General features: G+C 69.7%; 30 protein-coding genes and 1 pseudogene. 12 read left to right on the top strand and 19 right to left on the bottom strand.

Translation table 11 applies throughout. The features are described from left to right. Positions 1–36: 36 nt before the first annotated feature. Complete coding sequence (locus QFZ29_RS15860) at positions 37–576, bottom strand: tetratricopeptide repeat protein (protein WP_306895003.1); 540 nt, start codon at positions 574–576, stop codon at positions 37–39. A 130-nt stretch (positions 577–706) separates the two neighbouring features. On the opposite strand from QFZ29_RS15860, the gene QFZ29_RS15855 reads away from it, so the two are divergent. The 4 genes and pseudogenes from QFZ29_RS15855 to QFZ29_RS15840 form a co-directional block, all read left to right on the top strand. Beyond that, positions 707–1,147 (top strand): Fur family transcriptional regulator, encoded by a 441-nt coding sequence (locus QFZ29_RS15855; RefSeq protein WP_306895002.1) that lies wholly within the window; start codon positions 707–709, stop codon positions 1,145–1,147. A gap of 88 nt (positions 1,148–1,235) precedes the next feature. After that, positions 1,236–2,738 (top strand): catalase, encoded by a 1,503-nt coding sequence (locus QFZ29_RS15850; RefSeq protein WP_306895001.1) that lies wholly within the window; start codon positions 1,236–1,238, stop codon positions 2,736–2,738. 149 nt (positions 2,739–2,887) lie between these two features. Further along, positions 2,888–3,130 carry a hypothetical protein gene (locus QFZ29_RS15845; RefSeq protein ID WP_306895000.1) on the top strand — a complete coding sequence of 81 codons (243 nt, stop codon included), beginning with the start codon at positions 2,888–2,890 and terminating at the stop codon, positions 3,128–3,130. 95 nt (positions 3,131–3,225) lie between these two features. Beyond that, positions 3,226–3,378: pseudogene (locus tag QFZ29_RS15840) on the top strand (mechanosensitive ion channel family protein); the annotation flags it as partial. A 79-nt stretch (positions 3,379–3,457) separates the two neighbouring features. Here the strand turns inward: QFZ29_RS15840 and purQ are convergent. From purQ to kynA, 6 genes are all read right to left on the bottom strand, one after another. Next, positions 3,458–4,156, bottom strand: coding sequence for a phosphoribosylformylglycinamidine synthase subunit PurQ (gene purQ / locus QFZ29_RS15835; RefSeq protein ID WP_306894999.1), 699 nt, complete (start codon positions 4,154–4,156; stop codon positions 3,458–3,460). A 14-nt stretch (positions 4,157–4,170) separates the two neighbouring features. Continuing rightward, positions 4,171–4,503 (bottom strand): phosphoribosylformylglycinamidine synthase subunit PurS, encoded by a 333-nt coding sequence (gene purS, locus QFZ29_RS15830; RefSeq protein WP_306894998.1) that lies wholly within the window; start codon positions 4,501–4,503, stop codon positions 4,171–4,173. 173 nt (positions 4,504–4,676) lie between these two features. Then, positions 4,677–5,072, bottom strand: coding sequence for a hypothetical protein (locus QFZ29_RS15825; protein WP_306894997.1), 396 nt, complete (start codon positions 5,070–5,072; stop codon positions 4,677–4,679). 124 nt (positions 5,073–5,196) lie between these two features. Next, positions 5,197–6,420, bottom strand: coding sequence for a kynureninase (locus QFZ29_RS15820; RefSeq protein ID WP_306896759.1), 1,224 nt, complete (start codon positions 6,418–6,420; stop codon positions 5,197–5,199). 32 nt (positions 6,421–6,452) lie between these two features. Further along, a complete protein-coding gene (locus QFZ29_RS15815; protein ID WP_306894996.1) occupies positions 6,453–7,526 on the bottom strand; it encodes a hypothetical protein in 1,074 nt (357 codons plus the stop codon). A gap of 3 nt (positions 7,527–7,529) precedes the next feature. Next, on the bottom strand, positions 7,530–8,429 hold the full coding sequence (kynA, locus tag QFZ29_RS15810) for a tryptophan 2,3-dioxygenase (protein ID WP_373426225.1): 900 nt from the start codon (positions 8,427–8,429) through the stop codon (positions 7,530–7,532). Between the two features lie 182 nt (positions 8,430–8,611). On the opposite strand from kynA, the gene QFZ29_RS15805 reads away from it, so the two are divergent. After that, the gene (locus QFZ29_RS15805; protein WP_306894995.1) at positions 8,612–9,250 is read left to right on the top strand and encodes a TetR/AcrR family transcriptional regulator; all 639 of its coding nucleotides are present in this window, start codon (positions 8,612–8,614) and stop codon (positions 9,248–9,250) included. 7 nt (positions 9,251–9,257) lie between these two features. Here the strand turns inward: QFZ29_RS15805 and QFZ29_RS15800 are convergent, their stop codons facing one another. The 6 genes from QFZ29_RS15800 to QFZ29_RS15775 form a co-directional block, all read right to left on the bottom strand. Then, entirely contained in the window at positions 9,258–10,100 is an 843-nt protein-coding gene (locus QFZ29_RS15800; RefSeq protein WP_306896755.1) for a VOC family protein, read from the bottom strand. Between the two features lie 99 nt (positions 10,101–10,199). Further along, positions 10,200–11,144, bottom strand: a complete 945-nt coding sequence (locus QFZ29_RS15795; protein ID WP_306894994.1) for a phosphoribosylaminoimidazolesuccinocarboxamide synthase — start codon at positions 11,142–11,144, stop codon at positions 10,200–10,202. 43 nt (positions 11,145–11,187) lie between these two features. Beyond that, on the bottom strand, positions 11,188–12,024 hold the full coding sequence (locus QFZ29_RS15790) for a carbohydrate ABC transporter permease (protein WP_306894993.1): 837 nt from the start codon (positions 12,022–12,024) through the stop codon (positions 11,188–11,190). A 2-nt stretch (positions 12,025–12,026) separates the two neighbouring features. Continuing rightward, positions 12,027–13,016 carry a carbohydrate ABC transporter permease gene (locus tag QFZ29_RS15785; RefSeq protein WP_306894992.1) on the bottom strand — a complete coding sequence of 330 codons (990 nt, stop codon included), beginning with the start codon at positions 13,014–13,016 and terminating at the stop codon, positions 12,027–12,029. Between the two features lie 12 nt (positions 13,017–13,028). Next, positions 13,029–14,327, bottom strand: a complete 1,299-nt coding sequence (locus tag QFZ29_RS15780) for an ABC transporter substrate-binding protein (RefSeq protein ID WP_306894991.1) — start codon at positions 14,325–14,327, stop codon at positions 13,029–13,031. A 55-nt stretch (positions 14,328–14,382) separates the two neighbouring features. After that, on the bottom strand, positions 14,383–15,612 hold the full coding sequence (locus tag QFZ29_RS15775) for an aminotransferase class V-fold PLP-dependent enzyme (protein WP_306894990.1): 1,230 nt from the start codon (positions 15,610–15,612) through the stop codon (positions 14,383–14,385). A gap of 184 nt (positions 15,613–15,796) precedes the next feature. On the opposite strand from QFZ29_RS15775, the gene QFZ29_RS15770 reads away from it, so the two are divergent. Further along, positions 15,797–16,486, top strand: a complete 690-nt coding sequence (locus tag QFZ29_RS15770; RefSeq protein WP_306894989.1) for a FadR/GntR family transcriptional regulator — start codon at positions 15,797–15,799, stop codon at positions 16,484–16,486. Between the two features lie 32 nt (positions 16,487–16,518). Here the strand turns inward: QFZ29_RS15770 and purD are convergent, their stop codons facing one another. Continuing rightward, on the bottom strand, positions 16,519–17,832 hold the full coding sequence (gene purD / locus QFZ29_RS15765; protein ID WP_306894988.1) for a phosphoribosylamine--glycine ligase: 1,314 nt from the start codon (positions 17,830–17,832) through the stop codon (positions 16,519–16,521). A gap of 105 nt (positions 17,833–17,937) precedes the next feature. Here purD and QFZ29_RS15760 point away from each other — a divergent pair, with 105 nt between their 5' ends. The 4 genes from QFZ29_RS15760 to QFZ29_RS15745 all read left to right on the top strand — a co-directional run bounded on the left by QFZ29_RS15760 (position 17,938) and on the right by QFZ29_RS15745 (position 19,874). Then, positions 17,938–18,636, top strand: coding sequence for a signal peptidase II (locus QFZ29_RS15760; protein WP_306894987.1), 699 nt, complete (start codon positions 17,938–17,940; stop codon positions 18,634–18,636). Between the two features lie 34 nt (positions 18,637–18,670). Next, complete coding sequence (locus QFZ29_RS15755) at positions 18,671–19,051, top strand: sterol carrier family protein (RefSeq protein WP_306894986.1); 381 nt, start codon at positions 18,671–18,673, stop codon at positions 19,049–19,051. Positions 19,052–19,073: 22 nt separating this feature from the next. Continuing rightward, positions 19,074–19,451 (top strand): hypothetical protein, encoded by a 378-nt coding sequence (locus tag QFZ29_RS15750; RefSeq protein ID WP_306894985.1) that lies wholly within the window; start codon positions 19,074–19,076, stop codon positions 19,449–19,451. Between the two features lie 63 nt (positions 19,452–19,514). Then, positions 19,515–19,874, top strand: a complete 360-nt coding sequence (locus QFZ29_RS15745; protein ID WP_306894984.1) for a potassium transporter Trk — start codon at positions 19,515–19,517, stop codon at positions 19,872–19,874. 24 nt (positions 19,875–19,898) lie between these two features. Here the strand turns inward: QFZ29_RS15745 and QFZ29_RS15740 are convergent, their stop codons facing one another. Both QFZ29_RS15740 and purF read right to left on the bottom strand, forming a co-directional pair. After that, complete coding sequence (locus tag QFZ29_RS15740) at positions 19,899–20,789, bottom strand: alpha/beta fold hydrolase (protein ID WP_306894983.1); 891 nt, start codon at positions 20,787–20,789, stop codon at positions 19,899–19,901. Between the two features lie 28 nt (positions 20,790–20,817). Next, a complete protein-coding gene (gene purF / locus QFZ29_RS15735) occupies positions 20,818–22,275 on the bottom strand; it encodes an amidophosphoribosyltransferase (protein WP_306894982.1) in 1,458 nt (485 codons plus the stop codon). 328 nt (positions 22,276–22,603) lie between these two features. Here purF and QFZ29_RS15730 point away from each other — a divergent pair, with 328 nt between their 5' ends. Then, positions 22,604–23,554 (top strand): trypsin-like serine peptidase, encoded by a 951-nt coding sequence (locus QFZ29_RS15730; protein WP_306894981.1) that lies wholly within the window; start codon positions 22,604–22,606, stop codon positions 23,552–23,554. Between the two features lie 88 nt (positions 23,555–23,642). On the opposite strand, the gene QFZ29_RS15725 is transcribed toward QFZ29_RS15730, so the two are convergent. Both QFZ29_RS15725 and QFZ29_RS15720 read right to left on the bottom strand, forming a co-directional pair. Continuing rightward, a complete protein-coding gene (locus tag QFZ29_RS15725; RefSeq protein WP_306894980.1) occupies positions 23,643–24,374 on the bottom strand; it encodes a glutamine amidotransferase in 732 nt (243 codons plus the stop codon). A 34-nt stretch (positions 24,375–24,408) separates the two neighbouring features. Next, the gene (locus QFZ29_RS15720; protein WP_306894979.1) at positions 24,409–25,815 is read right to left on the bottom strand and encodes an MFS transporter; all 1,407 of its coding nucleotides are present in this window, start codon (positions 25,813–25,815) and stop codon (positions 24,409–24,411) included. A 75-nt stretch (positions 25,816–25,890) separates the two neighbouring features. On the opposite strand from QFZ29_RS15720, the gene QFZ29_RS15715 reads away from it, so the two are divergent. After that, positions 25,891–26,478: a TetR/AcrR family transcriptional regulator gene (locus tag QFZ29_RS15715; RefSeq protein WP_306894978.1), complete on the top strand. Its 588-nt coding sequence runs from the start codon at positions 25,891–25,893 to the stop codon at positions 26,476–26,478. Between the two features lie 16 nt (positions 26,479–26,494). Here the strand turns inward: QFZ29_RS15715 and QFZ29_RS15710 are convergent, their stop codons facing one another. Next, complete coding sequence (locus tag QFZ29_RS15710) at positions 26,495–26,929, bottom strand: hotdog fold thioesterase (protein ID WP_306894977.1); 435 nt, start codon at positions 26,927–26,929, stop codon at positions 26,495–26,497. Positions 26,930–26,939: the final 10 nt, after the last annotated feature.

Below are 26,939 nucleotides of genomic sequence, written 5' to 3'. Positions count from 1 at the left end.
GCGAATGCGGCCAGCGGATGCCGCGGCCCGCCGACCTCAGCCCGCCGGGCGCTCCTCGTCGAGCTGCGTGAGGTAGGCCGCGTTGCCGCGCAGCGCCGCCTCGTAGCGCTGCACATCGGGAATCCGCATGCCGTCGGCCACGAGCTCGAGCAACTCGCCCACGGCGCCGTCGCTGCGGCCCGCCGCGTGGAGGGCGAGGGCGTGGAACGCCCGCACCGAGGCGGAGTCGGGATACTCGGCGCGCGCCCGGTCGAGCGCCACGAGCGACTCGTCGTAGCGGCCGAGGATGCGCAGCGTGCTGCCGTATTGCATGAGGCACTTCCGCAGCGATTCGCCCGAGAGGCCGGCCGCCATCGCGGCCTCGTAGTAGCCGAGCGCCGTCTGCTCCTCGCCCGCCGTGTCGTACGAGCCGCCCACCTCGTAGAGCACCTCGGGGTGACCCGGGTGCGCGGCGAGGAGCGCGAGGAACGCGTCGATCGTCGGCTGCATGTCGTCGCGGTCACGGCGGTCGAAGATCTGACGGATGGCGGACTCGGGCTCGGGCGTGAGGGGCTCAGGCGTCAGCGGGTCGGTCATTGGTCCATCATGCCGCGCGTGCCTCGTGGATTCGATACGCACCGGCCTGCGCCCGGCGCTACGCAACCACCGGAGACGGAGGTTCCCTCAGTTGTTTTGAGTAACTCAAAACAACTGCTACTGTGACGGCATGTTGACCGACGTCGCTCCCGACCGCGAGCAGGCAGCCGCCCACCTGCGGGAAGTCGGCCTCAAGGTCACCGAGCCGAGGCTCGCGGTATTCGGCGCGATCGAGATCGGTGAGCACGTCGATGCCGATGAGATCTTCCGCCGTGTCTCGCGCGAGCTGCCCAGCACGTCGCTGCAGACGGTCTACGGCGTGCTCGCCGCGCTGAGCGGTGCCGGCCTCTTGCGCAAGATCGAGCCGGCCGGGTCGCCGGCACTCTACGAGAACCGCATCGGCGACAACCACCACCACCTCGTCTGCACGAGTTGCAACGCCGTGGTCGATGTCGGCTGCGTCGTCGGCGAGGCTCCGTGCCTCACGCCGTCCGAGACCCACGGGTTCCAGATCGCGACGGCCGAAGTCACCTTCTGGGGCCTGTGCCCCGATTGCCGCGCCCTCACCTGACCGATCCGCCCCTGAACCGGCCGACCAGCGCCGGTCCATCCGCCGACCTGTCACACCGGCAGTCGCACCCTGAAGAGAGAAGGAAGCAATGGCCGAACACACGACCACGCAGACGGGAACTCCCGTCGCGAGCGACGCCCACTCGCTGACCGTCGGCGCCGACGGCGCCACGGTGTTGCACGACCGCTACCTCGTCGAGAAGCTCGCGCAGTTCAATCGCGAGCGAATTCCCGAGCGCATCGTGCACGCCAAGGGCGGCGGCGCCTTCGGCACCTTCGAGGTGACGGCGGATGTCTCGGCCTTCACGCGTGCTGCGGTGTTCCAGCCCGGCTCGACCGTCGAGACCCTCGCGCGCTTCTCGAGCGTGGCCGGAGAGCAGGGCTCGCCCGACACCTGGCGCGACGTGCGTGGATTCTCGGTGAAGTTCTACACGACCGAGGGCAACTACGACATCGTCGGCAACAACACGCCGGTCTTCTTCATCCGCGACGCCATCAAGTTCCCCGACTTCATCCACTCGCAGAAGCGACTGCCGGGTTCGGGCCTGCGCAACGCCGACATGCAGTGGGACTTCTGGACCCTCTCGCCCGAGTCCGCGCACCAGGTCACGTATCTCATGGGCGACCGCGGGCTTCCCAAGTCGTGGCGCGAGATGCAGGGCTACGGCTCGCACACCTACGAGTGGATCAACGCCGCAGGCGAGAAGTTCTGGGTCAAGTACCACTTCCGTTCGCAGCAGGGCGACCTGCACCTCGACGCCGAGACCGCCGAGGCGATCGCCGGCGCCGACGCCGACTACTACCGTCGCGACCTGCACGACGCTATTGAGGCCGGCAACCACCCCGCGTGGGACCTGCACGTGCAGGTCATGCCCTATGACGACGCGAAGCAGTATCGCTTCAACCCGTTCGATCTCACCAAGGTCTGGCCGCACGCCGACTACCCGCTCATCAAGGTGGGCACGCTCACGCTGAACCGTAACCCGCAGAACTTCTTCGCCGAGATCGAGCAGGCCGCCTTCTCGCCGGCGAACACCGTGCCGGGCATCGCGATCAGCCCCGACAAGATGCTCATGGCCCGTGTGTTCTCCTACCCCGACGCACAGCGCTACCGCGTGGGCACGAACTACAACCAGATTCCGGTGAACGCGCCGCACGCGGCATCCGTGCACAACTACTCGCAAGACGGCGCCCAGCGTCACCACTACAACTCGCCGACCGCACCGGTCTACGCGCCCAACTCGTTCGGCGGCCCCGTGGCCGACGCCGACCGGGCGGCCGAGGGCGGCTGGGAGAGCGACGGCGAGCTCGTGCGCACGGCCTACACCCTGCGTTCGGAAGACAGCGACTTCGGCCAGCCCGGAACGCTCTACCGCGAGGTCTATGACGACGCGGCCAAGGCCCGCTTGCTCCAGACCCTCGCCGGCCAGGCCAGCGCGATCACGATCGACGAGATCCGCGAGCGCTTCTTCCAGTACTGGACGAACGTCGACGGCAGCCTCGGGGCCGCGCTTCGTGCGGCGTATGCCGTCGGCGTGAACGCCGACGCGCCCCAGCAGCCCGAGGCCGACGAGGAGGACGACGCCGCGTAGTCCGCACCGAACCTCTCCCATCGGGCGGGTGCCCGGGTTGCGCGGATGTCGCGACTCGGGTGCTCGTCCGGTGGGGAGACGCGATGCCGGGGTGGCAGCCCCGGCATCGCTCGACCCAGATCCCCGAACTCCCGACCAAGGAAGCACCGATGAACCACGGATCCGCTCCAGCCTACGCCTACGCCCACCTCCAGCCCGCGGCGGCGGCGGTCCCGCCCGCCTCGCCGTCCGGGCGATCCCCTCGGCCCGTATCGGGCCATTACGTCTCGGGCGTCACGCCCGCTGAACCCGGCGTGTACGTGTCGGGCGTCGTGCCCGGCGCGCCCGCGTCCTACGTGACCGGCGCCCGGGCTGATCACGCCCCGGGGTGCTACGCCGACCGCCACGCCTGACGGAACGCTCTGACGGGGCAGGGCGGGGCGGCTGCACGGCCGCTCCGCCTCGCCTGTCAATCGGCTGGATCTGCTTGGCCTCGGCCGACCGCTTCGCAAGGCTCCTCGGGTCGGTCGAGCTCGACCTCGACTGGCGCGTCTCCCCTGCGGCGATGCGCGACCAACTCGACGCCATACTCGAGCGCACCGACCTGTGGGACGGCCGGGCGAAGGTGCTGCAGGTGACCGACGCGGTGGGCGGCCCAGTTCACGCAGGCGATCCCGGTCGTGAACCCGCCGTCGGCGGACGACCAGGTCTCCGCGACGAGAGACTGACGCTGGCGGCCGCTACGCCTCGACGAGCGCCTTGCGCACGACGCTCGTGAAGAACCCGAGCCCATCGACGCCCGAGCGCATCGCGAGCGACGTGTCGGGTCCGAAGCCGGGTTCGACGGCGTGCTCTGGGTGCGGCATGAGCCCGACGACGTTGCCGCGTTCGTTCGAGATGCCCGCGATGTCGCGGAGCGAGCCGTTGGGGTTCACGTCGACGTAGCGGAACACCACGCGTCCTTCGCCCTCGAGCCGGTCGAGCGTGTCATCTGACGCGATGAACCCGCCCTCGCCGTTCTTCAGCGGGATCGTGATCTGCTGGCCGGCCTCGAATTCGCTCGTCCAGGCGGTGTCGGCGTTCTCGACCGAGAGCGCCTGGTCGCGGCAGATGAACGAGCCGTGGTCGTTGCGGATGAGTCCGCCCTCGAGCAGGTGCGCCTCGGCGAGCATCTGGAAGCCGTTGCAGATGCCGAGCACGGGCATGCCGCTGTTCGCGGCATCCACGACCTCGCTCATGATCGGCGAGAGGCTCGCGATCGCGCCGGCCCGCAGGTAGTCGCCGTAGCTGAAGCCGCCCGGCAGGATGAGCGCGTCGACGCCCTCGAGGTCGTGCGAGCCGTGCCAGAGGGCGACGGGCTCGCCGCCCGCGAGTCGCACGGCACGCTGCGCGTCGCGGTCGTCGAGCGAGCCGGGGAACGTGATGACGCCGATGCGCATATGGGTCGGTCTCCTCAGTGCGTCTCGCCGGCGGGCGCAACGTACCCGTCGTGCGTCTCGGATGCCGCGTGCGTGGCCTCTTCGGCGAGCTCGGCGTTCGACTGCTCGTAGTGGATGCCCACGACGTCTTCGATCACGGAGTTCGAGAGGATCTCCTCGGCGATCTCCTTGACGCTCGCCTTGAGGTCGTCGTCGATCGGACCATCGACGGTGAGCTCGAAGCGCTTGCCGATGCGCACGCCGGTGAACCCCGTGCGACCGGTGCGGGCGAGGGCGCCGGCGAGGGCCTTCCCCTGGGGGTCGAGCAGCTCGGCCTTGGGCATCACGTCGACGACGATGGTTGGCACCGCGGTTCTCCGTCCGGTGTCGGGGGTCTGGATGCCTCGATTCTATCCGGGCTTGCTGCGCGACTCGTCCGCCACGGGTTCACGATCCCTGCGCCGCTTCGATTCGCAGATCCGGGCGCGCGTCGACACACGCCGGAGCGCCGTTCGGCGCGCGGGCGCGTTCGCCGGCGTGGTCAGCGCCGGGTGATCGCCTTCACGACGGTGACGACGCCGATCAGGGCGGCGGCTCCGATCGCGATCACGAGGCCGGGGTTCTCGCGGTAGCGTTCCTTCACGTAGGCGACGCCCTCATTGACGCCCTCTTTCGCACTCGACACTGCGGCCGTCGCCTGGTGCGAAATGGTGTCGATCGTGTCGGCGAGCTCCGCCTTCTTGGCGTGCGCGGTCGCGGAGAACGCGTCAGCGGCATCGCTCGCGGTATCGGAGATCCTGTCCGCCGCGCCGAACGCGGCATCGGAGAGCCGTGCCGCTGACCCGGTGGCGGTGTCGCCCACTCGGTCGGCCGCGCCTCGCGCTGCCTCTGTTGCTGCCTTCGTCGCTTCGTCGATATTGCGGTCGGCATCGGTCATCGTGCCACATCCTTTCGTCGTGCGATTCGGCCATCGTACGCTCGGGCCGTCCCACCCGCCTGAACGGACGGCGGGCTTGCCAAGACGACGGCGTGGCTGGTAGTGATCGCCACACCACCACCGGCTAGGCGAGCCCCGCCCGCTCGAGCAGCACCGTCTTCAGCGTGTCGCGCGTCGCTGCGAGGCCGCGGTGCACCTCCTCGAAACTCGTCGACAGCGGCGAGAGTCCGATCCGCAGCCCGCCGGGGTCGCGATAGTCGGGAATCACGTCGCGCTGCCACAGCCGCGCGGTCACCTCGCGCATCGCCGGGTGCTGCAGCGTCACGTGGCTGCCGCGCTGCTCGGCGTCGAGCGGCGAGGCGAGGGTCACGCCGAGCGGGCCGAGCCACTCGTCGGCGACGGCGATGGCGAACGACGTGAGTGCCACCGACTTCGCGCGGATCGCGCGCATGCCGGCCTCCTCGATCATCGTGAGCGTCTCCTCCATCGCGAGCATGCCCACGATGGGCGGCGTGCCGCTCACGAATCGGCGGATGCCGGGCGCCGGCGCGTACTCGGGGCCCATCGCGAACACGTCGGACGCACCCATCCAGCCCTGGATCGGCTGACGGATCGCCGCCTGCAGGTCGTCGCGCACGTACGCGAACGCGGGCGAGCCCGGGCCGCCGTTCAGGTACTTGTAGGTGCATCCGACTGCGAGATCGAAGCCCCAGAGGTCGGCCTGCACGGGAACCGAGCCCGCCGAGTGGCAGAGGTCCCAGAGGATGAGCGCGCCGGCGTCGTGCGCGATGCGGGTGAGCTCGCGAGCGTCGGCGAGGTAGGCCGATCGGTAGGCGACGTGACTGAGCACCACGAGCGCCGTCGCGGGGCCCACCGCGTTCGCGAGCTGCTCGGGCGTGACGCCGCCGCTCGTGTCGACGTCGATCCAGCGCAGCCGCACGCCGCGTTCCTTCGCGATGCCGTCGAGCACGTAGCGGTCGGTCGGGAAGTTGTCGGTGTCGACGACGATCTCGTTCCGGCCCGGATCGCGCGCGAGTTGCGCATCGACGGCGGCGCGAGCGAGCTTGTACAGCAGCACGGTCGTCGAGTCGCCGATCACCGTCTGGCCGGCCTTCGCATCGATCACCGCCCGGCCGATGCGGTCGCCGATCTCATACGGCAGCTGCATCCAGGCCTCGTCCCAGCCGCGGATGAGGCGGCCGCCCCAGTCGTCGCGCAGGAAGCGCTCGACCCGCTCGATCGCCGACAGCGGCGGTCTCCCGAGCGAGTTGCCGTCGAAGTATACGACGTCGCCGGCGGCGCCCACGAAGCGCTTGCGGTAGTGGGCGAGCCCATCGGCGCGGTCCATGCGGCGCGCGAAAGCGAGATGCGGGTCGAGGGTCACCGGAGCTCCAGGTCTTCGATCGGAACGATCACGGCCGACGCGAGCCACTCGGGCACCTCGTCGAGCGCGGCGGGCGGCGTGCCAGGGATGAACGTCGCGATGCCGTCGAGTGGCACGTCAGGGCCGGGCCACGGGTCGGTGAGGGCGGCGACGAGGTCGGATGCCTCGAGCCCGGCACGCACGAGCGCGACGAGCTCGTCGGGGTTCACCCCGAGCGGCTGGTCGCCGTTGCCGAGGTCGGTGCCGTAGAGCACCCGGCCGCCGGCGGCGCGGAACCGCGAGAGGTTGTCGAGCGCGAACTCCAGCTCGGGCGTCGGTTCGCCGTGGCCCGTTACGTGCAGCGTCGAGATCCAGCACTGTCCTCGGGCCGCGGCGCGCGCCACGAGCTCGTCGTCGACCCGTTCGGTGAACGGCGTGTGGGCGAGCGCGTCGACGCCGGCCTCGATCGCGAGCCGCGACATCCCATCGCCCTCGACGTGGGCGACCACCGGCAGGCCGTGCGCGTGCGCCGTCGCGACGATCACGTCGAGTGTCGCGCGGTCGAACACGGGCCCGGCCACCGAGTTGAGGGCGACCTTGATGACGGATGCCCCGAACGCGAGCTGCTCGTCGATCGCCGTCTGCACGGGCGTCGGCAACGACGAGCGACCCGCGCCCTCGACGGCCTCGAGCTCGCGCACGCTGCCCTCGGCGGCCCACGGTCGCCCGACGGGATACCCACCGGGTGCCGTGAGGAACTCGCCCGCGAAGTCCACGTGGGGCAGGCCCTCTCGCTGGGCGTACGACGCGATGTCCTCGAGCGGCCCACCGAGGTCGACCACGCTCGCGATGCCGCTGTCGCGGAGCGCGTCGGCGCCGACGATCATGAGGTGCACGTGATGGTCGCGGAACGGCGGCAGCATCGTGCCCGGCTCGCCGGGGTGGTCGCCGCCGAGCGACCGGCGCGCGGGGCGGGCGAGCGGTCCGAAGTCGAGCGGCGAGCGCGACACATGTCGGGCGACCGACGCGCGCCTGTCGGCTGCGCGGTCTGGAGCGGACGCGTGCGGATCGGGTTCAGCGACGTGCGACATCCGTCACCCGGGGATCTCGGTTCGAACGGCGTAGAGCTCTGGGAAGAACGTGAGCTCGAGGGCGCGCTTGAGGAAGGTGGCGCCGCTCGAACCGCCGGTGCCGGTCTTCGAGCCGATGATGCGCTCGACGGTCTTCAGGTGCCGGAACCGCCAGAGCTGGAAGTTGTCTTCGAGGTCGACGAGCTCTTCGCACGTCTCGTAGGCGGCCCAGTGCTCATCGGGTTTCGCGTAGATCTGCCCGAACATCGGCACGAGTTCGGGCACGAAGGTCCACGCGGCGGTGACGTCGCGCTCGAGCACCTCGTCGGGCACCGGATATCCGGCCCGCGCCAGCAGCCGCAGGAACTCGTCGTAGAGGCTCGGCGTCTTGAGCGCCGCTTCGAGCATCGCGGTCGCCATGGGGTCGGCCTCGAAGACCTGCAGCATGCGCTCGTTCTTGTTGCCGAGTACGAACTCGACCGCACGGTACTGGTACGACTGGAACCCGCTCGCGTTGCCGAGCACGCCGCGGAACTGGCCGTACTCGGTCGGCGTCAGCGTGGCGAGCACCGACCACTGCTCGGTGAGCGTGCGCTGGATGTGCTTCACGCGGGCGATGCACTTGAGCGCCGGCGCGAGCTCGTCGGCCCGCAGCAGGTCGCGCGCCGTCTCGAGCTCGTGCAGCACGAGCTTCAGCCACAGCTCGGTGGTCTGGTGCTGGATGATGAACAGCAGTTCGTCGTGGTGCTCGGGCCGGCTGATCGGTCGTTGCGCCGAGAGCAGCGTGGGCAGGTCGAGGTAGCCGCCGTAGCTCATGCGGTCGCTGAAGTCGGTGACGACGGATGCCTCGATGCGCCGCGTGTTGCCGATGACGGGCTGCTCGGCGTCGTCGCTGGGTTCGGGTTGTTCGGCGGGTTGGGCCACGACTTCAGCCTAGCCGCGCGCACTCGTTCCCCGAATGGGCGCAGATACGGGGATGCCCTGCCGGCGCGGGTTGCAGCCGGCAGGGCATCTGCCGCTCAGCTCCCCCGAACGAGCGGCCATCCCCCGCAGACAAATGGTGCGGAGGATGCTCTCCGTATCGTAGTCGGCAGTACGGTGAGGGTGTGAACTCGAGCGCAACACCGCGTCGTGACGCGCAGCGCAACCACGAGCGGATCCTGGCGGAGGCGCGCATCCTGTTCGCCGAGCGCGGCATCCAAGCGCCCTTCGACGAGCTCGCCTTGCGCGCCGGAGTAGGCGCCGGCACGCTCTACCGGCACTTCCCCACGCGCGATGCGCTCATTCGCGAGCTCTACGATTCCTCCATCGAGATGTTCCACAGCCTCGCCCCCGAGATCCTCGGGGCGCCCACCGGCTGGCGTTCGGTCGAGCTCTTCGTGGAGCGGCTCGGCGAGTGGGTCGCCTCCTCGCCGTATCTGCCCGCCGTCATGCGCCGCGTCGCCGAACTCGATCCCGAGCATCGTCCGGGCCTCGAGTTCGAGTCGGCGATCGAGGAGTTCGTCGAGCGTGCCAAGCGCGAGGGCTCGCTCCGCCCAGACGTCTCCGGCGTCGACCTCAACGTGCTCGTCAACATGCTCGGCTCGCTCGGGCAGTTCGGCGGAGACTACCTGCCCTACTGGCGCCGCCAGCTCGCCATCATCCTCGACGGACTCCGGGCGCGCCCCGACTCGACGCCGCTGCCCGGCGTCTCCCAGGACTTCGAGGACTTCCACCGGATGACGCACGCGCGCAGCGCGCCGTAGAGCTGCCTCAGCGGGCGGCGCGCACCTCGACGAGGTTGGCCCACGGGTCGTCGAACGCGATCGTGCGGCCGTCGTGACGGGTGGGAACGCCGAAGTGCCGCATCCGTTCGCCGAGCTCGCCGAGGTCGTCTGCGCCGGGCACGACGATCTCGACCTTGCCGAGGCCGAGCGCGAGGCCACGCTTGCCGGCGCCTGCGCTGTTCCACGTGTTCATGGCCATGTGGTGGTGGTAGCCGCCCGCGCTCACGAAGAGCGCCGACGATCCGAGGGCCGCCGTGGTCTCGAAGCCGAGGCGGTCCACGTAGAACTCGCGCGCACTCGCGACGTCGCCGACCGACAGGTGCACGTGGCCGACGATGGCGCTGCCGAGCCCGGTGCCCGCAGCCGCGGCATCCGCTGCCGTCTCGGTCAGGTTCGCGCGCAAGTACTTGTTCGGGTCGAGGAACATCGTGGCCATCTCGAGCTGGCCGTGGGTCCAGCTCCACGTGGTACGGTCGCGGTCGAAGTAGAGCTCGACGCCGTTGCCTTCGGGGTCGTTGAAGTAGAACGCCTCGCTCACGAGATGGTCGGCGCTGCCGGTGAACGCTCCCGGATACTTGGCGGCGACCGAGTAGACGGCCGTCGCGAGCGCCTCGCGGGAATCGAAGAGGATCGCCGTGTGGAAGAGGCCGGCGCTGCGCGGAGCGGCATGCTTCAGCTCGGGGGCGAACTCGAGGATGACGATCGGCGTCGAGCCGCGGCCGAGCACCGCGACCGGCCCGTCGTGGCGCAGCAACTCGAGGGTCACGCCCTCGCGGTAGTACCGGATCATGCCGTCGAGGTCGCCCACCCGGAGCGTCACGGCGCCCATGCCCGTGTCGGCAGCGAGGAGCCCGCTCGTCGGCCGCTCATTGGTTGTAGTCACAACTAATGATAACGGATGCCACCGCCGCGGCATTCCCGCTCGGAACTACCCGCCCTGCGTCAGCCGGTCGACGAGCGCCCGATACCGCTCGGCCGTCTGCTCGACGATCTCGTGCGGAAGCGTCGGCGGCTCTTCGACGGCCTCTGGATCCCAGTTCGCGGCGAGCCAGTCGCGCACGATCTGCTTGTCGAAGCTCGCCATGCGCAGCTCGGGGGTCTCTGCCGTCGCGTACGCCTCGGCATCCCAGTACCGGCTCGAGTCGGAGGTGAGCACCTCGTCGGCGAGCGTCACGATGCCGATGGTGCGGTCGGCGCCGAACTCGAACTTCGTGTCGGCGAGGATGAGGCCGCGCTGCTCGGCGATCGCCGACGCGTGCTCGAAGATCTCGAGCGAGAGCTCGCGCAATTGCTCGGCGACGGTCTCGCCGACGATCTCGACGGTGCGCTCGAACGAGATGTTCTCATCGTGCTCGCCGAGCGGCGCCTTCCACGCGGGCGTGAAGATGGGCTCAGGCAGGCGGTCGCCGTTCGAGAGTCCCTCGGGCAGCGGGATGCCACCGATGGCCCCGGTCTCCTGGTACTCCTTCCAGCCGCCGCCCGTGATGAAGCCGCGCACGACGCACTCGATGGGGAACATGTCGAGCGTGCGGCAGAGGGTCGCCCGATCGGCGAGTTCGGCCGGCACCTCGGGCAGCTCGAGCGCCTCGAGACGGTCGTCGAGCGGATGCGCCAGGTGGTTCGGCATCTCGGGAAGCTGGTCGAACCACCAGCGGGTGAGCTTCGTGAGCATTGCGCCCTTGCCGGGGATCGCGGGGCTCAGCACCTCGTCGAACGCACTCACGCGATCGCTCGCGACGACCAGCACGACGGGCGACTGGCGCAGCGGGTCGCCGGTCCAGCTGTCGTCGTCGTCGATCATCTTGGTCGGCACGTAGAGGTCGCGCACCTTGCCCGAGTAGACGTGGGTCCAGCCGTCGATGGTTTCGCTCACGACCTCAGTGTAGGCCGGGCGCCGAACGGGCGGCGGGCTGCGGTCATCCCTTGACAGCGCCGGCGGTGAGGCCCTGCACGATGTACCGGCTCGCGAAGGCGAACAGCACCATGGTCGGGATGATCGTGAGCACGGCGGCGGCCGACATCGAGCCCCAGTCGATGTTGTAGCTCGTGATGAACCCGTTGAGCGCGGTGGGGATCGTCTTGTTCTGGTCGCGGTTCATGAGCGTCACCGAGAGGAACAGCTCGTTCCAGCAGTTCACGAAGTTGAAGATGAACGCCGCCACGATGCCGGGCTTCATGACGGGAACGATCACGCGGAAGAGCGCGCCGATGCGCGAGCATCCGTCGATCATCGCCGCCTCCTCGAGCGCGTCGGGCACGTTGGCGAAGAATCCGCGGAGCATCACGGTGCAGAACGGGATGCACACGGCGATGTAGATGAGGATCAGCCCGAACTTGTTGTCGACGAGCTTCAGCTGGGTCATCAGCAGGTACAGCGGGCCGAGCGCGATGAACGCCGGGATCATCTGCGTCACGAGGAACGCCATCATCAGGGCGCCCTTGCTGCGGAACTCGAACCGAGCGAGCACGTACGCCGAGAGCATCGAGATCAGGGTGGCGACGGATGCCGCGACCGTCGCAACGAGCAGGCTGTTGCCGAGGTACGTGCCGAACTGGGCCTTCTCGAAGAGCCCGACGTAATTCTCGAGCGAGATCGCCTCGGGCCAATAGGTCAGCGGGTAGCTGAAGATCGCGCCCGGCTCCTTGAGCGAGGTGATCGTGATCCAGTAGAGCGGGAAGACCGTGATCACGAGCCAGAGGGCCAGCACGACGACGCGGATGACGCGGGCCGGGTTCGTTTCCGTGTTGATCATGCTCAGGCGTCCTTCTTCTCTCGGATCGCCATCAGGTAGAAGGCCGAGAACACGAGGAGGATACCGACGACGATGAGGCCGATGGCGGAGGCCTGCCCGTAGTCGCCGCGCTGGGTCGTGTTGATCATCCACGTCGTCACGATGTGCGTCTGGTTCGCGGGCCCGCCGCCCGTCATCGCCCAGATGATGTCGGGGAAGTTGAAGATCCAGATCACACGCAGCAGGATCGTCAGCGCGAGCGTCGTGCGGATGTACGGGATCGTGATCTGGAAGAGCGTGCGCACCTTGCCGGCGCCGTCGAGCGCAGCGGCCTCGAAGAGGTCGTCGGGCACCGACTGGAGGGCCGCGAGGATCATGATCGCGAAGAACGTGACGCCGTACCAGATGTTCGCGATGATCACGGCGGTCATGGCGCTGCCGGGCTCGGCGAGCCACGGAATGGGCGAGTCGATGAGGCCGGCCTTGGCGAGCAGGTCGTTGACGACGCCGAACTCGCTGTTGAACATCCAGCGGAACAGGATGCCGATGAGGAAGCCCGAGATCGCCCACGGGAAGAAGATGAGCGCCTGGTAGACGCCGCGGAACCGGAACTTGCGACGCAGCCAGAGGGCGATCGCGAAGCCGATGACGAGCTGGGGGATGATCGAGCCCAGCACCCAGAGGAGCGTGTTGCCGAGCACGGTGTAGAACACGGGGTTGGCGAAGATCGCCTCGAAGTTCTTGAAGCCGACCCACGAGGTGTCGGTGAGGTTCGTGAGGTTCCAGTTGCGGAACGCCATCTGGCTCCCCGAGATCATCGGGTAGTAGATGAACACGGAGACGAAGAGCATCGCCGGGGCGAGGAATCCGAGGATCGCGAAGCCCTTGCGCGTCGTGAACGCGCGCTTCCTGCCGCCGGCCCGCGGAGCGCCCGCCTGAGCGGACGGGCGCTCCGCGGGGGCGCCCGCCCGGCTGGACGGGCGCCCCACGGTGTCAATCGGTGTGCGAGTCATGGCAGGGATCGCCTAGTTGTTCTTCCACTTGTCGACCCAGTACGCATCCCAGCTCTCGAGGAGCTCCTGCTGCGTCATCTGCCCGATGAGCACCTGCTGCACCTCGGCGTCGGACTTCTGGATCCACTCGGTCCACCAGCTCGAGTCGCGCGGTTGCACGGCCGTGATGTAGGTGTCGGGGTTCTCGTTCATGGTCACGTAGCTCGCCCAGGCGCCGGTCTTGGAGAAGTCGCTCTCGGCGGCATCCTTCAGGATCGGCACGAGGCTGTTCTTCTCGGTGAAGGTCGTCGACGCCTCGCCCTCCGAGAGGAACGCGATGAGCTTGGCGGCCTCGGCCTTGTGCTCGCTCGACTCGGCGGTTCCCCAGCCCGCGGTGGCCATCGGCTGGATCGCCTTGCCGGTCGGGCCGGTGAGCAGGGGCGCGGTCGTCCACTGGTCTGCCTTCAGCGCGGCGGACTGCTCGACGGTCGCGATGACCTCGGGGTCCTGCAGAAGGAATGCCGTCGACCCGTTCGAGAAGCCCTCGACCATCTCGGGGTATCCCCACGCGACGGATGACGGCGGCGACGCCTTCTCGAAGAGCTCGAAGTAGGTCTCGAGTGCATCGGCGGCCTCGGGGGCGGAGAAGATCGTGTCGCCGTTCTCGAGCTTGAAGGCGTTGTCGGGGTCGATCTGGTCGGCGACGTAGGCCTCGATCGCGACGACGACGTTGGAGTTGGCGTTGGTGCCGCCGCGGAACGCGTAGCCGAACTGGTTCTTCGAGGGGTCCTGGATCGCGCTCGCCTGCTCGAGCAGCTCCTCCCAGCTCGCGGGCGGAGCGTCGAAGCCGGCTTCCTCGATGAGGTCGGTGCGGTAGAAGAGGCTGAGGCCGTAGAAGCCGTAGGGCACGTAGTACGTCTTGCCCTCGGCGTTCGTCGCGTACTTCGCGGCGTTCTCGGTGAGGTTCGCCCAGCCGTCCCAGTCCTCGAGCTCGGCCGACATGTCGGCGAGCCAGCCGTTCGTCGAGAACGGCCCGACGGTGATGTCGCGCACCTCGACGACGTCAATGCCCTCGCCGGCCTGCAGCATCTGCTGGATCTTCTGGTCGGCCTGGTCGGTCGGCGGCGAGACGAGCTCCACCGTGATGCCGGGATTCTCCTCCTCGAACTGGCCGATGAGCTCGTCCAGCACCTCGGTTCGGGCCGGGTTCGTCAGGCTCTCGACCATCTGGAGGGTGACGCTTCCGTCGCTCGCCTCGCCGGAGCATCCGGACAGTGCGAGCGCGGCGACGAGCCCGAGGCCGAGACCGGCCATTGACTTCTTGTGAGCCACAGCTTTCCTCTTTTCGTGGGGGATGAATGGTGCAGGGGTGGAGTGCCGATGGAGCTCAGTGGGCGCGGGACTGCTCGTGCGCCCACTCGCTGAGCGCCGGCACGCAGCGCTCGGCGAAGTGGTCGAAGTCGGCCGTCGTGTTGTACACGTGGGTCGAGAGCCGGAAGTAGCCGACCCCGTCGAAGCTCGTGAACGCGGCCTCAACTCCGAGCTCGGCGAGCACCCGGTCGCGCAGGGCGTCGGCGTCGGCGTGGTTCGTGGCGATGCCGTCGGGCAGTCGCACGAGCCGTAGCGCGTTCACCGGCATGCCGACGCCGACGAGGTGGTCCTCACCGGTGATCGCCGCAAAGGCCTCGGCGATCGTGTGCTCGGCGTAGTCGGCGAGCTCCGACATGTAGGCGCGGACGGCGCCCCAGCCCCAGCTCGCCTCGATGAACTCGAGCGACGCGGGCGTGGCGAGGTAGCTCGTGAGGTCGAGCGTGCCCTGGGTGTCGAAGCGCTCGGGGAATCCGTACGGCGCCCCCCACGAGTCGATGAGTGGGTAGAGCTCGTGCTTGAGGCGGCTTCCCGCGACGAGCACCGACGTGCCGCGAGGAGCGCAGGCGAATTTGTGCAGGTTGCCGATCCAGAAGTCGCACTCGAGTCCGTCGAGCGGGGCGTCGTAGAGACCCGGCACGTGCGCACCGTCGACGAGCGTGGGGATGCCGCGGCGACGGGCCTCGGCCGCGATCGACTCGACCGGCAGCAACCGGGCCGTCGGCGACGTGATGTGGTCGACGACGAGGAGCCCGGTGCGCGGCGTGAGCTCGGCGACGACAGCCTCGTGCGCCTCGAGCGCGGTCGCGCCGAGCGGGATGTGCGCGGTTCGCACGACTCCGCCCCAGCGGCGGGCGAGTCGTTCGGCGCCCATGGTGACTGCGCCGTAGCCGTGGTCGGTCACGACGATCTCGAGCCCGCGCTCGACCGGGAGGCTCGAGAACACGACGCTCGCCCCGCCGCTCGCGTTCGGCACGAGCGCCGTGGCGTCAGGGGCGACCCCGAGGAAGGCGGCGATGTCGGCGCGGGCCGCGCCCACCATCGAGGGCAGCGCGGGGAACCAGGCCACGGGCGCCGAGTCCATCTCGGCGCGCAGGGCGTTCTGCCGCTCCTGGGCGACGAGCGGCACCGCGCCGAACGAGCCGTGGTTGAGGTGCACCGTGTTCGGGTCGAGCGTCCAGCCCTCGGCCGCGGGGCGGCCGTTCGGTAGTGTCAGGGCGGCCGGGGCCGCGGTGAGTGGGCTGGTCATGCGGCGTTCGAGTCCGATCTCTTCGTAGTCTTACGGTGTCTCACGATAAAAAGAGATCCGATGACTTCAATGTCCGTCGTGTTTCTACTGCGTTAATATGCCAGAGAAATGTGCCTAGCGCTAGAAGTCATCCAATCACTAGGATGAAACCGGCGAGTACCGCGTACCGATGAAGGAGAGCCGCGTGTCAGCAGTCGACGATGCGTTCCACGGATTGCGCCACATGATCTCGTCGGGGCGGCTCGAAGCCGGGCAGAAGTTCCCGCCCGAGCCCGAGCTCTGCGCGGAGCTCGGCGTCTCACGCGGATCGCTGCGTGAAGCCGTGCGCATGCTGTCGGCGCTCGGCGTGATCGAGTCCCGTCACGGCTCGGGCACCTACGTGTCCCAGTTGCGGCCTGAGGAGATCGTCGGAAGCCTCGCCCTCACGGTCGACCTGCTGCCGCTCTCGGGTCTCCTCGACATGTACGAGCTCCGGCGCGTGCTCGAGTCGCACGCGGCCGCCCAGGCCGCGGCGAAGGTCGATGACGCCTCCGCCGCCGAGCTGGTGCAGCTCATCGAGGCGATGGAGGCGACCGGCGACCCGACCGAGGCATCCGAGCTCGACGGGCGGTTCCACGCCGCGATCGCGAAGCTCGGCGGCAACCCCACCCTGATGGCGTTCCTCGGCGTCTTCCGCTCGCGCTCGCGGGCCTACCAGGTGTTCGAGCTGCCCGACGGCCCGGCCCTCAAACGCATCAGCGACCTCGGCCACCGGGCCATCGCCGACGCGATCGTCGGCCGGGACCCGATCGCCGCGTCGACCGCCGCCGCGGCGCATGTCGCCCAGACCGAGGCATGGTTGCGGCTCTACCAGCCCGCGGTCGTCTCGACCTGAGTCAGGCCGCTCGAGCCGCGAGCTTCACTCGGTCACTCCGCGACGCGCGCCGCGATGTCGGTGCGGTACTGGGCGCCATCGAGCCGGATGTGCGCGAGCGCCTCGTAGGCGCGGCGGCGCGCCTCGGCGAAGTCCTGCCCGACGGCCACGACGCTCAGCACCCGGCCGCCGGTCGCGAGCAGCGGCGACGTGCCCCGGGCCTCGGTTGCGGCCCCGATGGCGGTCGCAGCGTGGGCGAGGTGCACTCCGGGCACGGATGCCGCGGCATCGAGTCCCTCGATCACCCGGCCGGTCTCGGGGGCCTCGGGATACCCCTCGCTCGCGAGCACGACCGTGACCGCGGCATCCGAGCGGAACACCGGTCGCGGCAGCCCGCCGAGACCGCCAGTGGCCGCGGCGAACAGCAGGCCCGACAGCGGCGTGTCGAGGCGAGGCAGCACGACCTGGGTCTCGGGGTCGCCGAAGCGTGCGTTGAACTCGATCACGCGGATGCCGCGCGACGTGAGGATGAGGCCGGCGTAGAGCAGGCCGATGAACGGCGTCTGCTCGGCGGCGAGCTGGCGCACGGTGGGCAGCGCGATCGTGTCGATGACCTCGTCGACGAACGCCTTCTCGCTGCCGAAGCGGTCGTCGAGCCAGGGCAGCGGGGAGTACGCGCCCATGCCGCCGGTGTTCGGGCCCTGGTCGCCATCGCGGAGGCGCTTGTAGTCCTGCGCGGGCGAGAGGGGCAGCACGTGGGTGCCGTCGGAGAGCAGGAAGAGCGAGACCTCCTGGCCGTCGAGGTACTCCTCGACGAGCACCGGGCCCTGCTGCAGGTAGTGGGCGGCGTGCGCGAGCGCCGCGTCGCGGTCATCGGTGACGAGCACGCCCTTGCCCGCAGCGAGGCCGTCGGCCTTCACGACATAGGGGGCGCCGAACTCGTCGATCGAGTGCTCGACCTCGTCGAGCGTGTCGGCGAGGCTCGCCCGGCCCGTGGGCACGCCCGCGGCCTCCATGATGCGCTTCGCGAAGGTCTTCGATCCCTCGAGGGCGGCGGCCGCCTTGCCGGGGCCGAACACGGCGATACCGCGAGTGCGCAGGGCGTCGGCGACGCCCGCCACGAGGGGAGCCTCAGGGCCCACGACGACGAGCTCGATGTCGTTCTCGAACGCGTAGTCGGTGACGAGCACCGGGTCGGTCGGGTCGAGCGCGATCGTCGTCACGCTGCCACGGGCCGACGACGTGGGGGATGCCGCGATGCCCGCGTTCCCGGGTGCGGCGATGAGTTCGTGCCCGGCCTCCTCGTCGAGCAGGGCGAGCATGATGGCGTGCTCGCGCGCGCCCGATCCGAGGACGAGGATTCTCACCGGTTCAGGCTACCCCAGCGATTTCGGCCGCTCGTCACGCGTTCGTGGCAGCCCTCCACCCTGCATCGGACGAAGCGGCGCGCACCGGCGGCGATAATGGGGCGGGTGAGCACCGAAGACCCGACGAGCGCGGATGACACGACCAGCACGGATGACGCGACCAGCACGGATGACGCGACCAGCGCGGATGACGCGGCCGACGCGTCCAGCGACCCGGCCGACGCCGACGTCGACGTCGACACCGACACCGACACCGACACCGACACCGACACCCCGGCCGACCTCCTGGCCGGCGTCGCCGAACCCCCGGCCCGTGGCGGTCGTCGGCTGTTCTGGTTCACGCTCGTCGTCGCCGCCCTCGTCGTGTTCGCCGACCAGGGCACCAAGTTGTGGGCGGAGACGGCCCTCGCCGACGGCCAGACGATCCCGGTGATCGGCGAGCTCATCCGTTTCGTGCTCGTCTACAACCCGGGCGCCGCGTTCTCGATCGGCACCGAGTTCACGTGGGTGCTCGCGGTGCTCGCAGGCGCTGCCGTCGTCGGCCTCGCCTGGTTCGCGTGGTCGCTGCGTTCCGTCGGCTGGACGGTGGCGATCGGCCTCGTGCTCGGCGGCGCGGCCACCCACCTCGGCGACCGGCTGTTCCGCGAGCCGGGATTCGGTCGCGGCCACGTGGTGGACTTCATCGGGTACGGCAACCTCTTCGTCGGCAACGTCGCCGACATCGCGATCTTCTCGGGCGCCGTCCTGATCCTCCTGCTCACGCTGCGCGGCGTCGCCACGGGAAGGACCGCCTCGGTGTCCTGAGCCGCACGCACACGCTCGATGGGAGAATCTCCTCATGGCACGAGCGAGGATCGACGACGAGTCGGGCACGGCGGCGCTCGCCGCGGCGACGAGCCACGATGGAGCAGCGGATGCCGCGGCATCCGTCGATCGCGCGACCCTCGCGCTCGCCGTGCGCTACACGCTGCAACTGCTCGCCGAGCAGGCGCCGGGCGGCACCGTCGAGGTGCGGGTGCCGCCGTTCGGGGCGGTGCAGTGCATCGAGGGGCCGAAGCACACGCGCGGAACGCCGCCGAACGTGATCGAGACGGATGCCGCGACGTGGCTCGCCCTCGCCACCGGCAGCCTCGCGTGGGCTGATGCTCGAGCTGCCGGCCGCGTGCACGCCTCGGGGCAGCGCGCCGACGTGAGCGCCCAGCTGCCGCTCGCACGTTGAGCGCACCGATAGGCTCTGCGCCGTGACCATCGCCGCCATCGCCCTCTGCGTCGTGCTGGGCCTGCTGGCCGTCTTCCAGCTTGCGCTCATCGCGGGAGCGCCGCTCGGGCACTTCGCATGGGGCGGCGCCGACCGCGTGCTGCCCGCCTCGAAGCGCATCGGCAGCGTCGTGTCGATCCTGCTCTACGCAGCCTTCGCGTGGATCTTCCTCATGAAGGCGGGACTCGTGGCGTCGGTGCTGCCCGAGCTCGCGGTCGACATCACGGCGTGGGTGATCTTCGCGTACTTCGGCCTCGGCATCGTCATGAACGCGATGTCGCGCAGCAAGCCGGAGCGCTGGACGATGACGCCCGTCGCCGCGGTGCTGTTCGTGCTGTCGTTCTTCGTCGCGCTCGGCTGAGGGCTCAGGCCGACCGGCTCGCGGCCCGCGGAAGCTCCCGCGCCCGGATGCGACAATGGACGGGTGAGCGACGCTTCGAACTCCCCCGAATCCCTCGAGCCCGGCGCGGGCGGCCGGATCGAGCCGTTCGAGACGACCGACGTCACGTCCGACACCGTGAGCGTGCGGCGCTCGCCGCGCTACCCGCGGTTCCTCGCGCTCGGAGCCGTCGTGGGTGTGGTCGCCGCACTCATCCTCACGGTCGCGTTCCCCGACAACGCCGAGTTCGACAAGGGGCAGGTGTTCGGATTCCTGCTGCTCGCGTGCGGCACCATCGGGGTCGCCCTCGGCGCGCTCGTGGCACTCGTGATCGACCGGGTGCTCGCCGGCCGCGCGGCATCCGTCACCATGGAGCACCAGTCGACGCACCGCATCGACGAGTAGCGAGCCGGCCCCTCGGGGTCAGTATCAGAGCAGGCTCAGCACCGCCTCGGCGAACTCGCGGGGCGCCTCCTGCGGCAGATCGTGGCCGATGCCCGCAAGTTCTCGGAAGGCGCACGGGCCGGTGAACGACTTCCGGTCCTCCACCCCGCTCGGACCGCCGATGCCGTCGGCGCCGCTCTCGAGCACGACCGTCGGAACCGCGATCGGCGGCTCGGCCGCCATCGCGCGCTCGATCGCCGCGTGACGGGGATCGCCCGCGACGAGCCCGTACCGGTGGCGATAGGAGTGGATCACGACGTCGACGAAGTCGGGGTTGTCGAGGCTCGGCGCGCTCGCGCGGAATGCCGCCGCGGCATCCGTCCACTCGGGCGACCACGTGGTCCACAGCAGCTCGCAGAGCTCGCGCCGGTGCTGCTCGAGTCCGCGGCGACCTCGCTCGGAGTGGAAGTAGAACACATACCAGTACGTGGCCTCCCACTCGGGGCGAGCCGGCTCCATCGCGCGAGCGGGGTTGAGCACGTTGTATCCGCCGACCGTCACGAGCCCAGTGACCCGTGACGGATGCAGTGCTGCGACGATGCACGACGCGCGTCCGCCCCAGTCGTAGCCGCCCACGACGGCTCGTTCGATCTCGAGCGCGTCGAGGAGGTCGAGGAGATCTTGAGCGAGGGCGCCCTGCTCGCCCGAGCGCAGCGTCGTGGCATCCGTGAACCTCGTCGGGCCGAAGCCGCGCAAGTAGGGTGCGATGACCCGGACACCGGATGCCGCGAGCAGCCCCGCGACGTCGTCGTACGCGCGCACGTCGTACGGGAACCCGTGCGAGAGCACCGCGACCGGACCGTCGGGCGGCCCCGCCTCTTCATACGCGATCTCGAGTACGGGCGTGCGGACGGTGCCGCGGCTGGTGAACCCCATCAGGCCAGTCTGGTGCAGGTGGGGTCGCTCAGGAGAGCTGTGTCTTCTCCACCCACTCGAGGTATTCCTCGGTGACCGTGCCCGTGACGTAGTCGCCCGTGAAGCACGACATGTCGAGCTGCTCGATCGGGGTGCCCTCGGTGATCGCCGCCTGCAGGTCGGCGACCTCCTGGTAGATCATGTGGTCGGCGCCGAGCTCGGCCGCGATCTCGGGGATCTTGCGGCCGTACGCCACGAGCTCGCGGCGCGAGGGCATGTTGATGCCGTAGACGTGGGGGAAGCGCACCGGGGGGGCCGCCGAGGTGAAGGTGACCTTGTTTGCGCCCGCCGCCCTCGCCATCTCGACGATCTCCTTCGAGGTCGTGCCGCGCACGATCGAGTCGTCGACGATGAGGATGTTCTTGCCCTTGAACTCCGTGCCCATGGCATTGAGCTTCTGGCGCACCGAGCGCTTGCGCTCCGCCTGGCCGGGCATGATGAACGTTCGGCCCACGTAGCGGTTCTTGTAGAAGCCTTCGCGGTACTCGATGCCCAGCTTCTGCGCCACTTGCATGGCGGCCGGCCGCGACGAGTCGGGAATCGGCATGACGACGTCGATGTCGCCCTTGTCCATGTGGGTGACGATCGTGTCGGCGAGGCGGTTGCCCATGCGCAGGCGCGCCTCGTAGACCGAGATGCCGTTCATGACCGAGTCGGGTCGCGCGAGGTAGACGTACTCGAACGAGCACGGCACGAGCCGCGGGTTCGTGGCGCACTGCTTCGAGACCATCTCGCCGTCGAGGCCGATGAAGATCGCCTCGCCGGGTTCGACATCGCGCACGATCTCGTAGTCGCCGTTCTCGAGCACGAGGGACTCGGATGCCACGATCCACTCGGGCTTGCCGGCCTCGGTCATGCGCCGGCCGAGGATCAACGGGCGGATGCCGAACGGGTCGCGGAAGGCGAGCAGGCCGTAGCCGGCGATGAGGGCGATGACCGCGTAGGAGCCCTCGACGCGGGCGTGCACCTGCTCGACGGCCTTGAAGACCTGGTCGGGGTCGAGGTCGAGGCCCTTGATCTGGCCCTGGAGCTCGGTGGCGAGCACGTTCAGGAGCATCTCGGTGTCGCTCGTGGAATTCACGTGCCGGCGGTCGATCGAGAACAGGTCGCTCGAGAGCTCGCGGGTGTTCGTGAGATTGCCGTTGTGCACGAGGATGATGCCGTAGGGCGCGTTCACGTAGAACGGCTGCGCCTCCTCTTCACGCTCGGCGGCGCCCTTCGTGGTGTAGCGCACGTGGCCGAGGCCGATGTTGCCGATGAGGGAGCGCATGTCGCGCGTGCGGAACGCCTCACGCACCTGTCCGCGGGCCTTCGTCATATGGAAGATGGGGCCGTCGGCGGTGGCGATGCCGGTGGAATCCTGCCCGCGGTGCTGCAGCAGGAGGAGGCTGTTGTAGATCTGCTGGTTGACGGGCTCGGTTGAGACGATGCCGACGATGCCGCACATGCGAAGCGATGGCTCCTCGAAGGTGGGGGAAGCGTCCGAGTAGGACTCCCCAATCCTCCCACACCCGAGCTTGTGAGCCGGCTGGGCGGACAGCGTGCTCATCGGAGCACCGGGCCGGTGCTCGGCCAACTGCCGAGCCTAACGCGGCGGGCGTGAGCATCGGGTGCTTTCTTCGGTTCCGCGTCGATGTTCGTCGATCTCCACGAACCCGCCCTCCACCGCTCCCCCGAACGGGGTACCTGTGAGACGCTCTCCGGCATTCAGTTCACCGCGACTCCGGTGCACCGAGTGGGGGGACCGAGTCGCCGGCAGAGAGGACATCACGTCCATGAAACTCACGTCACTTCGCCACGGGCTCGTCGGTGCCGCGCTCGTCGCGTGCGCACTGCTCGCCGCGCCGACCGCGGCCGCGGCCGCGCCGCCATCGGGGTCGCCGGGGGTCGACCACGTCGCTGTCCCGGCCGCCGAGACGGCGACTGCCGCCCAGTACTGGACGGCCGACCGGATGCGCGGGGCGACTCCCGCCGACGTGCTCGTCGCCGACCGGGTGGCGTCGACGCCGGCGAGCGAGGTCGCCAAGGGCGACCCGGTCACCTACGGCAAGCCCGCTCCGATCACCGACGTCGACCTGTTCGCGACGAGTGAGGCGGCGGTGCCGAACATCGGCAAGGTGTTCTTCACGCTGGGCGGTCGCAACTACGTCTGCTCGGCCAACTCGGTGAGCGCGACCAACGGCAGCGTCGTCTCCACAGCAGGCCACTGCGTGCACGGCGGCCACGGCAAGTACGCGAGCCGCTGGATCTTCGTCCCCGCATACGAGAACGGCGCGGCGCCCTACGGCCAGTGGGCGGCGACCTCGTTCTCGGCGCCCACGCAGTGGACGAAGGGCGGCGACATCTCCTATGACACGGCATTCGTGAAGGTGGCGCCGTCGAACGGACGCACGCTGGCGGCGGCCGTCGGCGCCTCCGCGGTCGCCTTCAACCAGCCGCGCGGGCTGGCATATGAGGCCTTCGGGTATCCCGCCGCCGCCCCGTTCGACGGGCAGACGCTGAAGTCGTGCGCCGGCACCGCGACCGCCGACCCGTACGGCCAGACGCAATCGCAGGGCATCCCGTGCGACATGACCGGCGGATCGTCGGGCGGCCCCTGGTTCCTCGGCTCCGGGGCGCAGAACTCGCTCAACAGCTTCGGGTACAGCGGCATCCCGAACACGATGTTCGGGCCGTATTACGGCTCGGTCGCGCAATCCGCGTACACCACCGCGGCCGCCTCCTGATCGGCGCTGTTCGTCCCGGTGTCGGTCGCGGCACCGGGGCGAACGCATACGAGCGGATGCCCCGCATGCCGGGCGTCGCCGTCCTCGGCTACCGGGCGTGGCGCTGGACGAAGGTGCGGAGCATTCGGCTCGGGTACGACACCGCGGCGCGCCGTACCGCAGCGAGGGTCGACTCGAGCTCGTGCGCGGCGAAGTAGCCGTGGTTCGCGTAGGCGTGGATGCGCAGGATGATGCCGTCGACGTCGAGCTCGGGGTGGAACTGCGTCGCGTACACGTTCGTTCCAACCCGGAACATCTGCACCGGGCAGGTCGGCGACGACGCGAGCAGGGTCGCCGAGTCGGGCAATGAGCGGATGGCCTCCTTGTGTCCGACGAAGGCGCTGAACGTGCGGGGCAGTCCGGTGAGGATCGGGTCGGATGCTCCGGCATCGGTCAGCGTGACCGGCACGACGCTGATCGGCTCGGCATAGGTGCCATCGATCGGCGCCCCCTGCTGGACACCGAGGGTGCCGACGCCGTAGCAGGCGCCGAGGAACGGGAAGTCCCTGGCCACGACCTCGTCGAGAAGCGTCCTGAACTCCGCCTCGACCCGATGCTGCACCGGCGTCTTCCGCTCGGGCGGGTCAGAGGCGTTGAACGGCCCGCCGCCGACGAAGATGCCCGACAGTGCGCTGAGGTGCAGCCGCGGCATGGGCGCCGCCTCGAGCCGTACCCGGACGAGGTCGCGCTCGTCGAGTCCGGTGTAGCGGAGGAAGAGGGCGTACTCCTCGTCGGCAGGCTGGTCCTCGGCGCGCGTGGCGAGGAGGACGAATGGCTTCACAGGTCCACGATATTCGCGCACCGGGACAACCGCCTCAGTGCGCGAACTTCACCTCTCCCCCGCCGGTCACCCCCGCGGGCAGCACGAACGCGGCGGCCACGGCGGTGATCGCGGCGATCGCGGCCGCCACGCCGAAGCCGAGGCCGAGGCTCGTCACCGCGATCGCGGCGAAGATCGCGACGCCCACCGCGCTGCCGAGCTCGTGGAACGAGTTCAGCACTCCCGAAGCGGTGCCCGCCTCGTGCCCGCTGATGAGCGAGAGCGCGGTGGTGCTCGCGCTCACGAACCCGGCGCCGAGTCCGAGTGCGGCCACCGTCATGCCGGCGATGGCGAGCGCCGGGGCCAGATCGGCCGAGATCGCGCTCGTGGTGGTCGCGAGTCCGATCGCCGCCACGATCAGGCCAGTCGGGGCCACGATTCTCGCGCCGAAGCGGCCGAGCGCTCTCGCGGCGAGGTGCGCGCCGGCGATGACGCCCACTGAGATCGGCAGGAACGCGAGCCCCGTGGCGATCGGCGACCACCCCGCGCCGTCCTGCAGCTCGAACGAGAACATGAAGAATCCGCCGACGAGCAAGCCCGTCGAGACGAGCATGAGCATCGATCCGCTCGCGACCGGCCGGGATCGCAGCAGGCTGAGCCGGACGAGCGGATGCGCCGACCGCCGCTGCACGATGACGAACCCGCCGAGCAGCAGCGCGCCCACCGCGGCGAGCGCCCACGCGACGACCGGCTCCATGAGCTCGGCCGACGAGATCGCGGCGACGAGGCTCGCGATGCCCGCGGTGGCGAGCAGTGCACCGAGCACGTCGACTCGGCCGCGGCGCACAGCGACAGCGCCGGCCACCATGAGCGGCACCGCGATCGCGACCGCGATGCCCACGGGCACGTTGATGAAGAAGATCCACCGCCAGCCGGGGCCACCGGTCAGGAGGCCGCCGAGCAGCACGCCGATCGCCGCGCCGGCGCCGCCGACGGCTCCCCACACGGCGAGCGCACGGCGACGGGACGGCCCCTCGAAGCGATGGAGCAGGGTCGCGAGCGCCGCGGGCGAGAGGAGTGCCGCTCCGATGCCCTGGGCTGCGCGCGCGGCGAGGAACAGGGTCGAATCGGTGGCGAGGCCCGCCGCGAGCGAGGCGACGGTGAAGATCGCGAGCCCGGCCAGCAGCATCCGTCGAGCGCCGAAGACATCGGTGAGGCGCCCGCCGAGGATGAGGAGCCCGCCGAACGGCACGGCGTAGGCGGCGATGGCCCAGCCCGCGAGCGCCGGCTCGAGCCCGAGCTCACGGCTCAGCATCGGCAGGGCGACGTTCACGACGGTGACGTCGAGCACGAGCATCGCCTGGGCGAGGGCGAGCAGGAACAGCGTGAGGCCGTCCCGACGAGCGGGTGGCCCCGCCGGCTCGTGCGGCGCGACGAGTTCGGGGGAGTGCGGATGCGTCATGAGCAGTTCCTTATCTCGAACAGTGTTGTATGAGTTCGTTAATTCATACACCTATGTTTGAGATAGAGTCAAGGTGTGACCGAGACAGCACCCCGCTCCCAGCGCAGCGATGCGCTCCGCAATCGCGACGCGATCCTCGATGCCGCCCTCGAACGCCTCACGGTCGATCCGCGCGCGAGCATGTCCGACATCGCGAAGGCGGCCGGCGTGGGCCGGGTCACCGTCTACGGGCACTTCGCCTCTCGCGAGGAGCTGCTCGAAGCGGTGCTCATCCGCACGATCGACCGTTCCAAGGCCGAACTCGCCACGGTCGACCTCACCGGCGACCCGATCGCCGCGCTCGAGCGGCTCGTGCACCGATCGTGGCGCATCGTCGACTCGTTCCACCGCTTGCTCGGCGTCGCCGAGGAGGCGCTCTCCAACGAGCGCATCCTCGCCCACCACACCGAGCCGATGGCGCGAGTGCAGGCGCTCATCGAGCGCGGCCAGCGCGAGGGCGTCGTGCGCCGCGACCTCGACTCCGGCTGGCTCACCACGTGCTTCCACGCCCTGCTGCATTCCGCCGCCGGCGAGCTGCGCGAGGGGCGGCTCGCCGAGGCCGACGCCGACCGCGTCGTGGCCACCACGGTGATCTCGTTGCTCACCGCGTCATCCGCAGGCTGAGCGGTTCGATCCCGCCTCAGTACTGCGACGGCGTCGAGAGCACCGCGAGCGTGCACCGCGAGATGCACACGAGCTTGCCCGCAGCATCCGTGATCCTGATCTCCCACACCTGCGTCGTGCGGCCGCGGGCGATCGGGCGCGCCTCGCCGTAGACCCAGCCCTCGGCCACCGGCCGGATGTGGTTCGCGTTGATCTCCATGCCGACGCAGTAGTTCAGCGCGGGGTCGACGGTGAAGCTCGAGCCCCAGCTCGCGAGCGTCTCGGCGAAGGCGACGGATGCCCCGCCGTGCAGCACCCCACCGGGCTGCCGGGTGCGGTGGTCGACCGGCATCCGCCCGCGCAGCACGTCGTCGCCGAGCTCGGTCATCTCGATGCCGAGCGCGCGGATGAGCGCATGCTCGCCGCGAGAGTTCGCCCACTCGATCGACGGCTCTCCGAACCAGATGCTCATGCCTGCGAGT

This window comes from Agromyces albus (assembly GCF_030815405.1).
In the GTDB taxonomy this organism is placed as follows: Bacteria; Actinomycetota; Actinomycetes; order Actinomycetales; family Microbacteriaceae; genus Agromyces; species Agromyces albus_A.
This window is presented reverse-complemented; position numbering and strand designations above follow the sequence as displayed.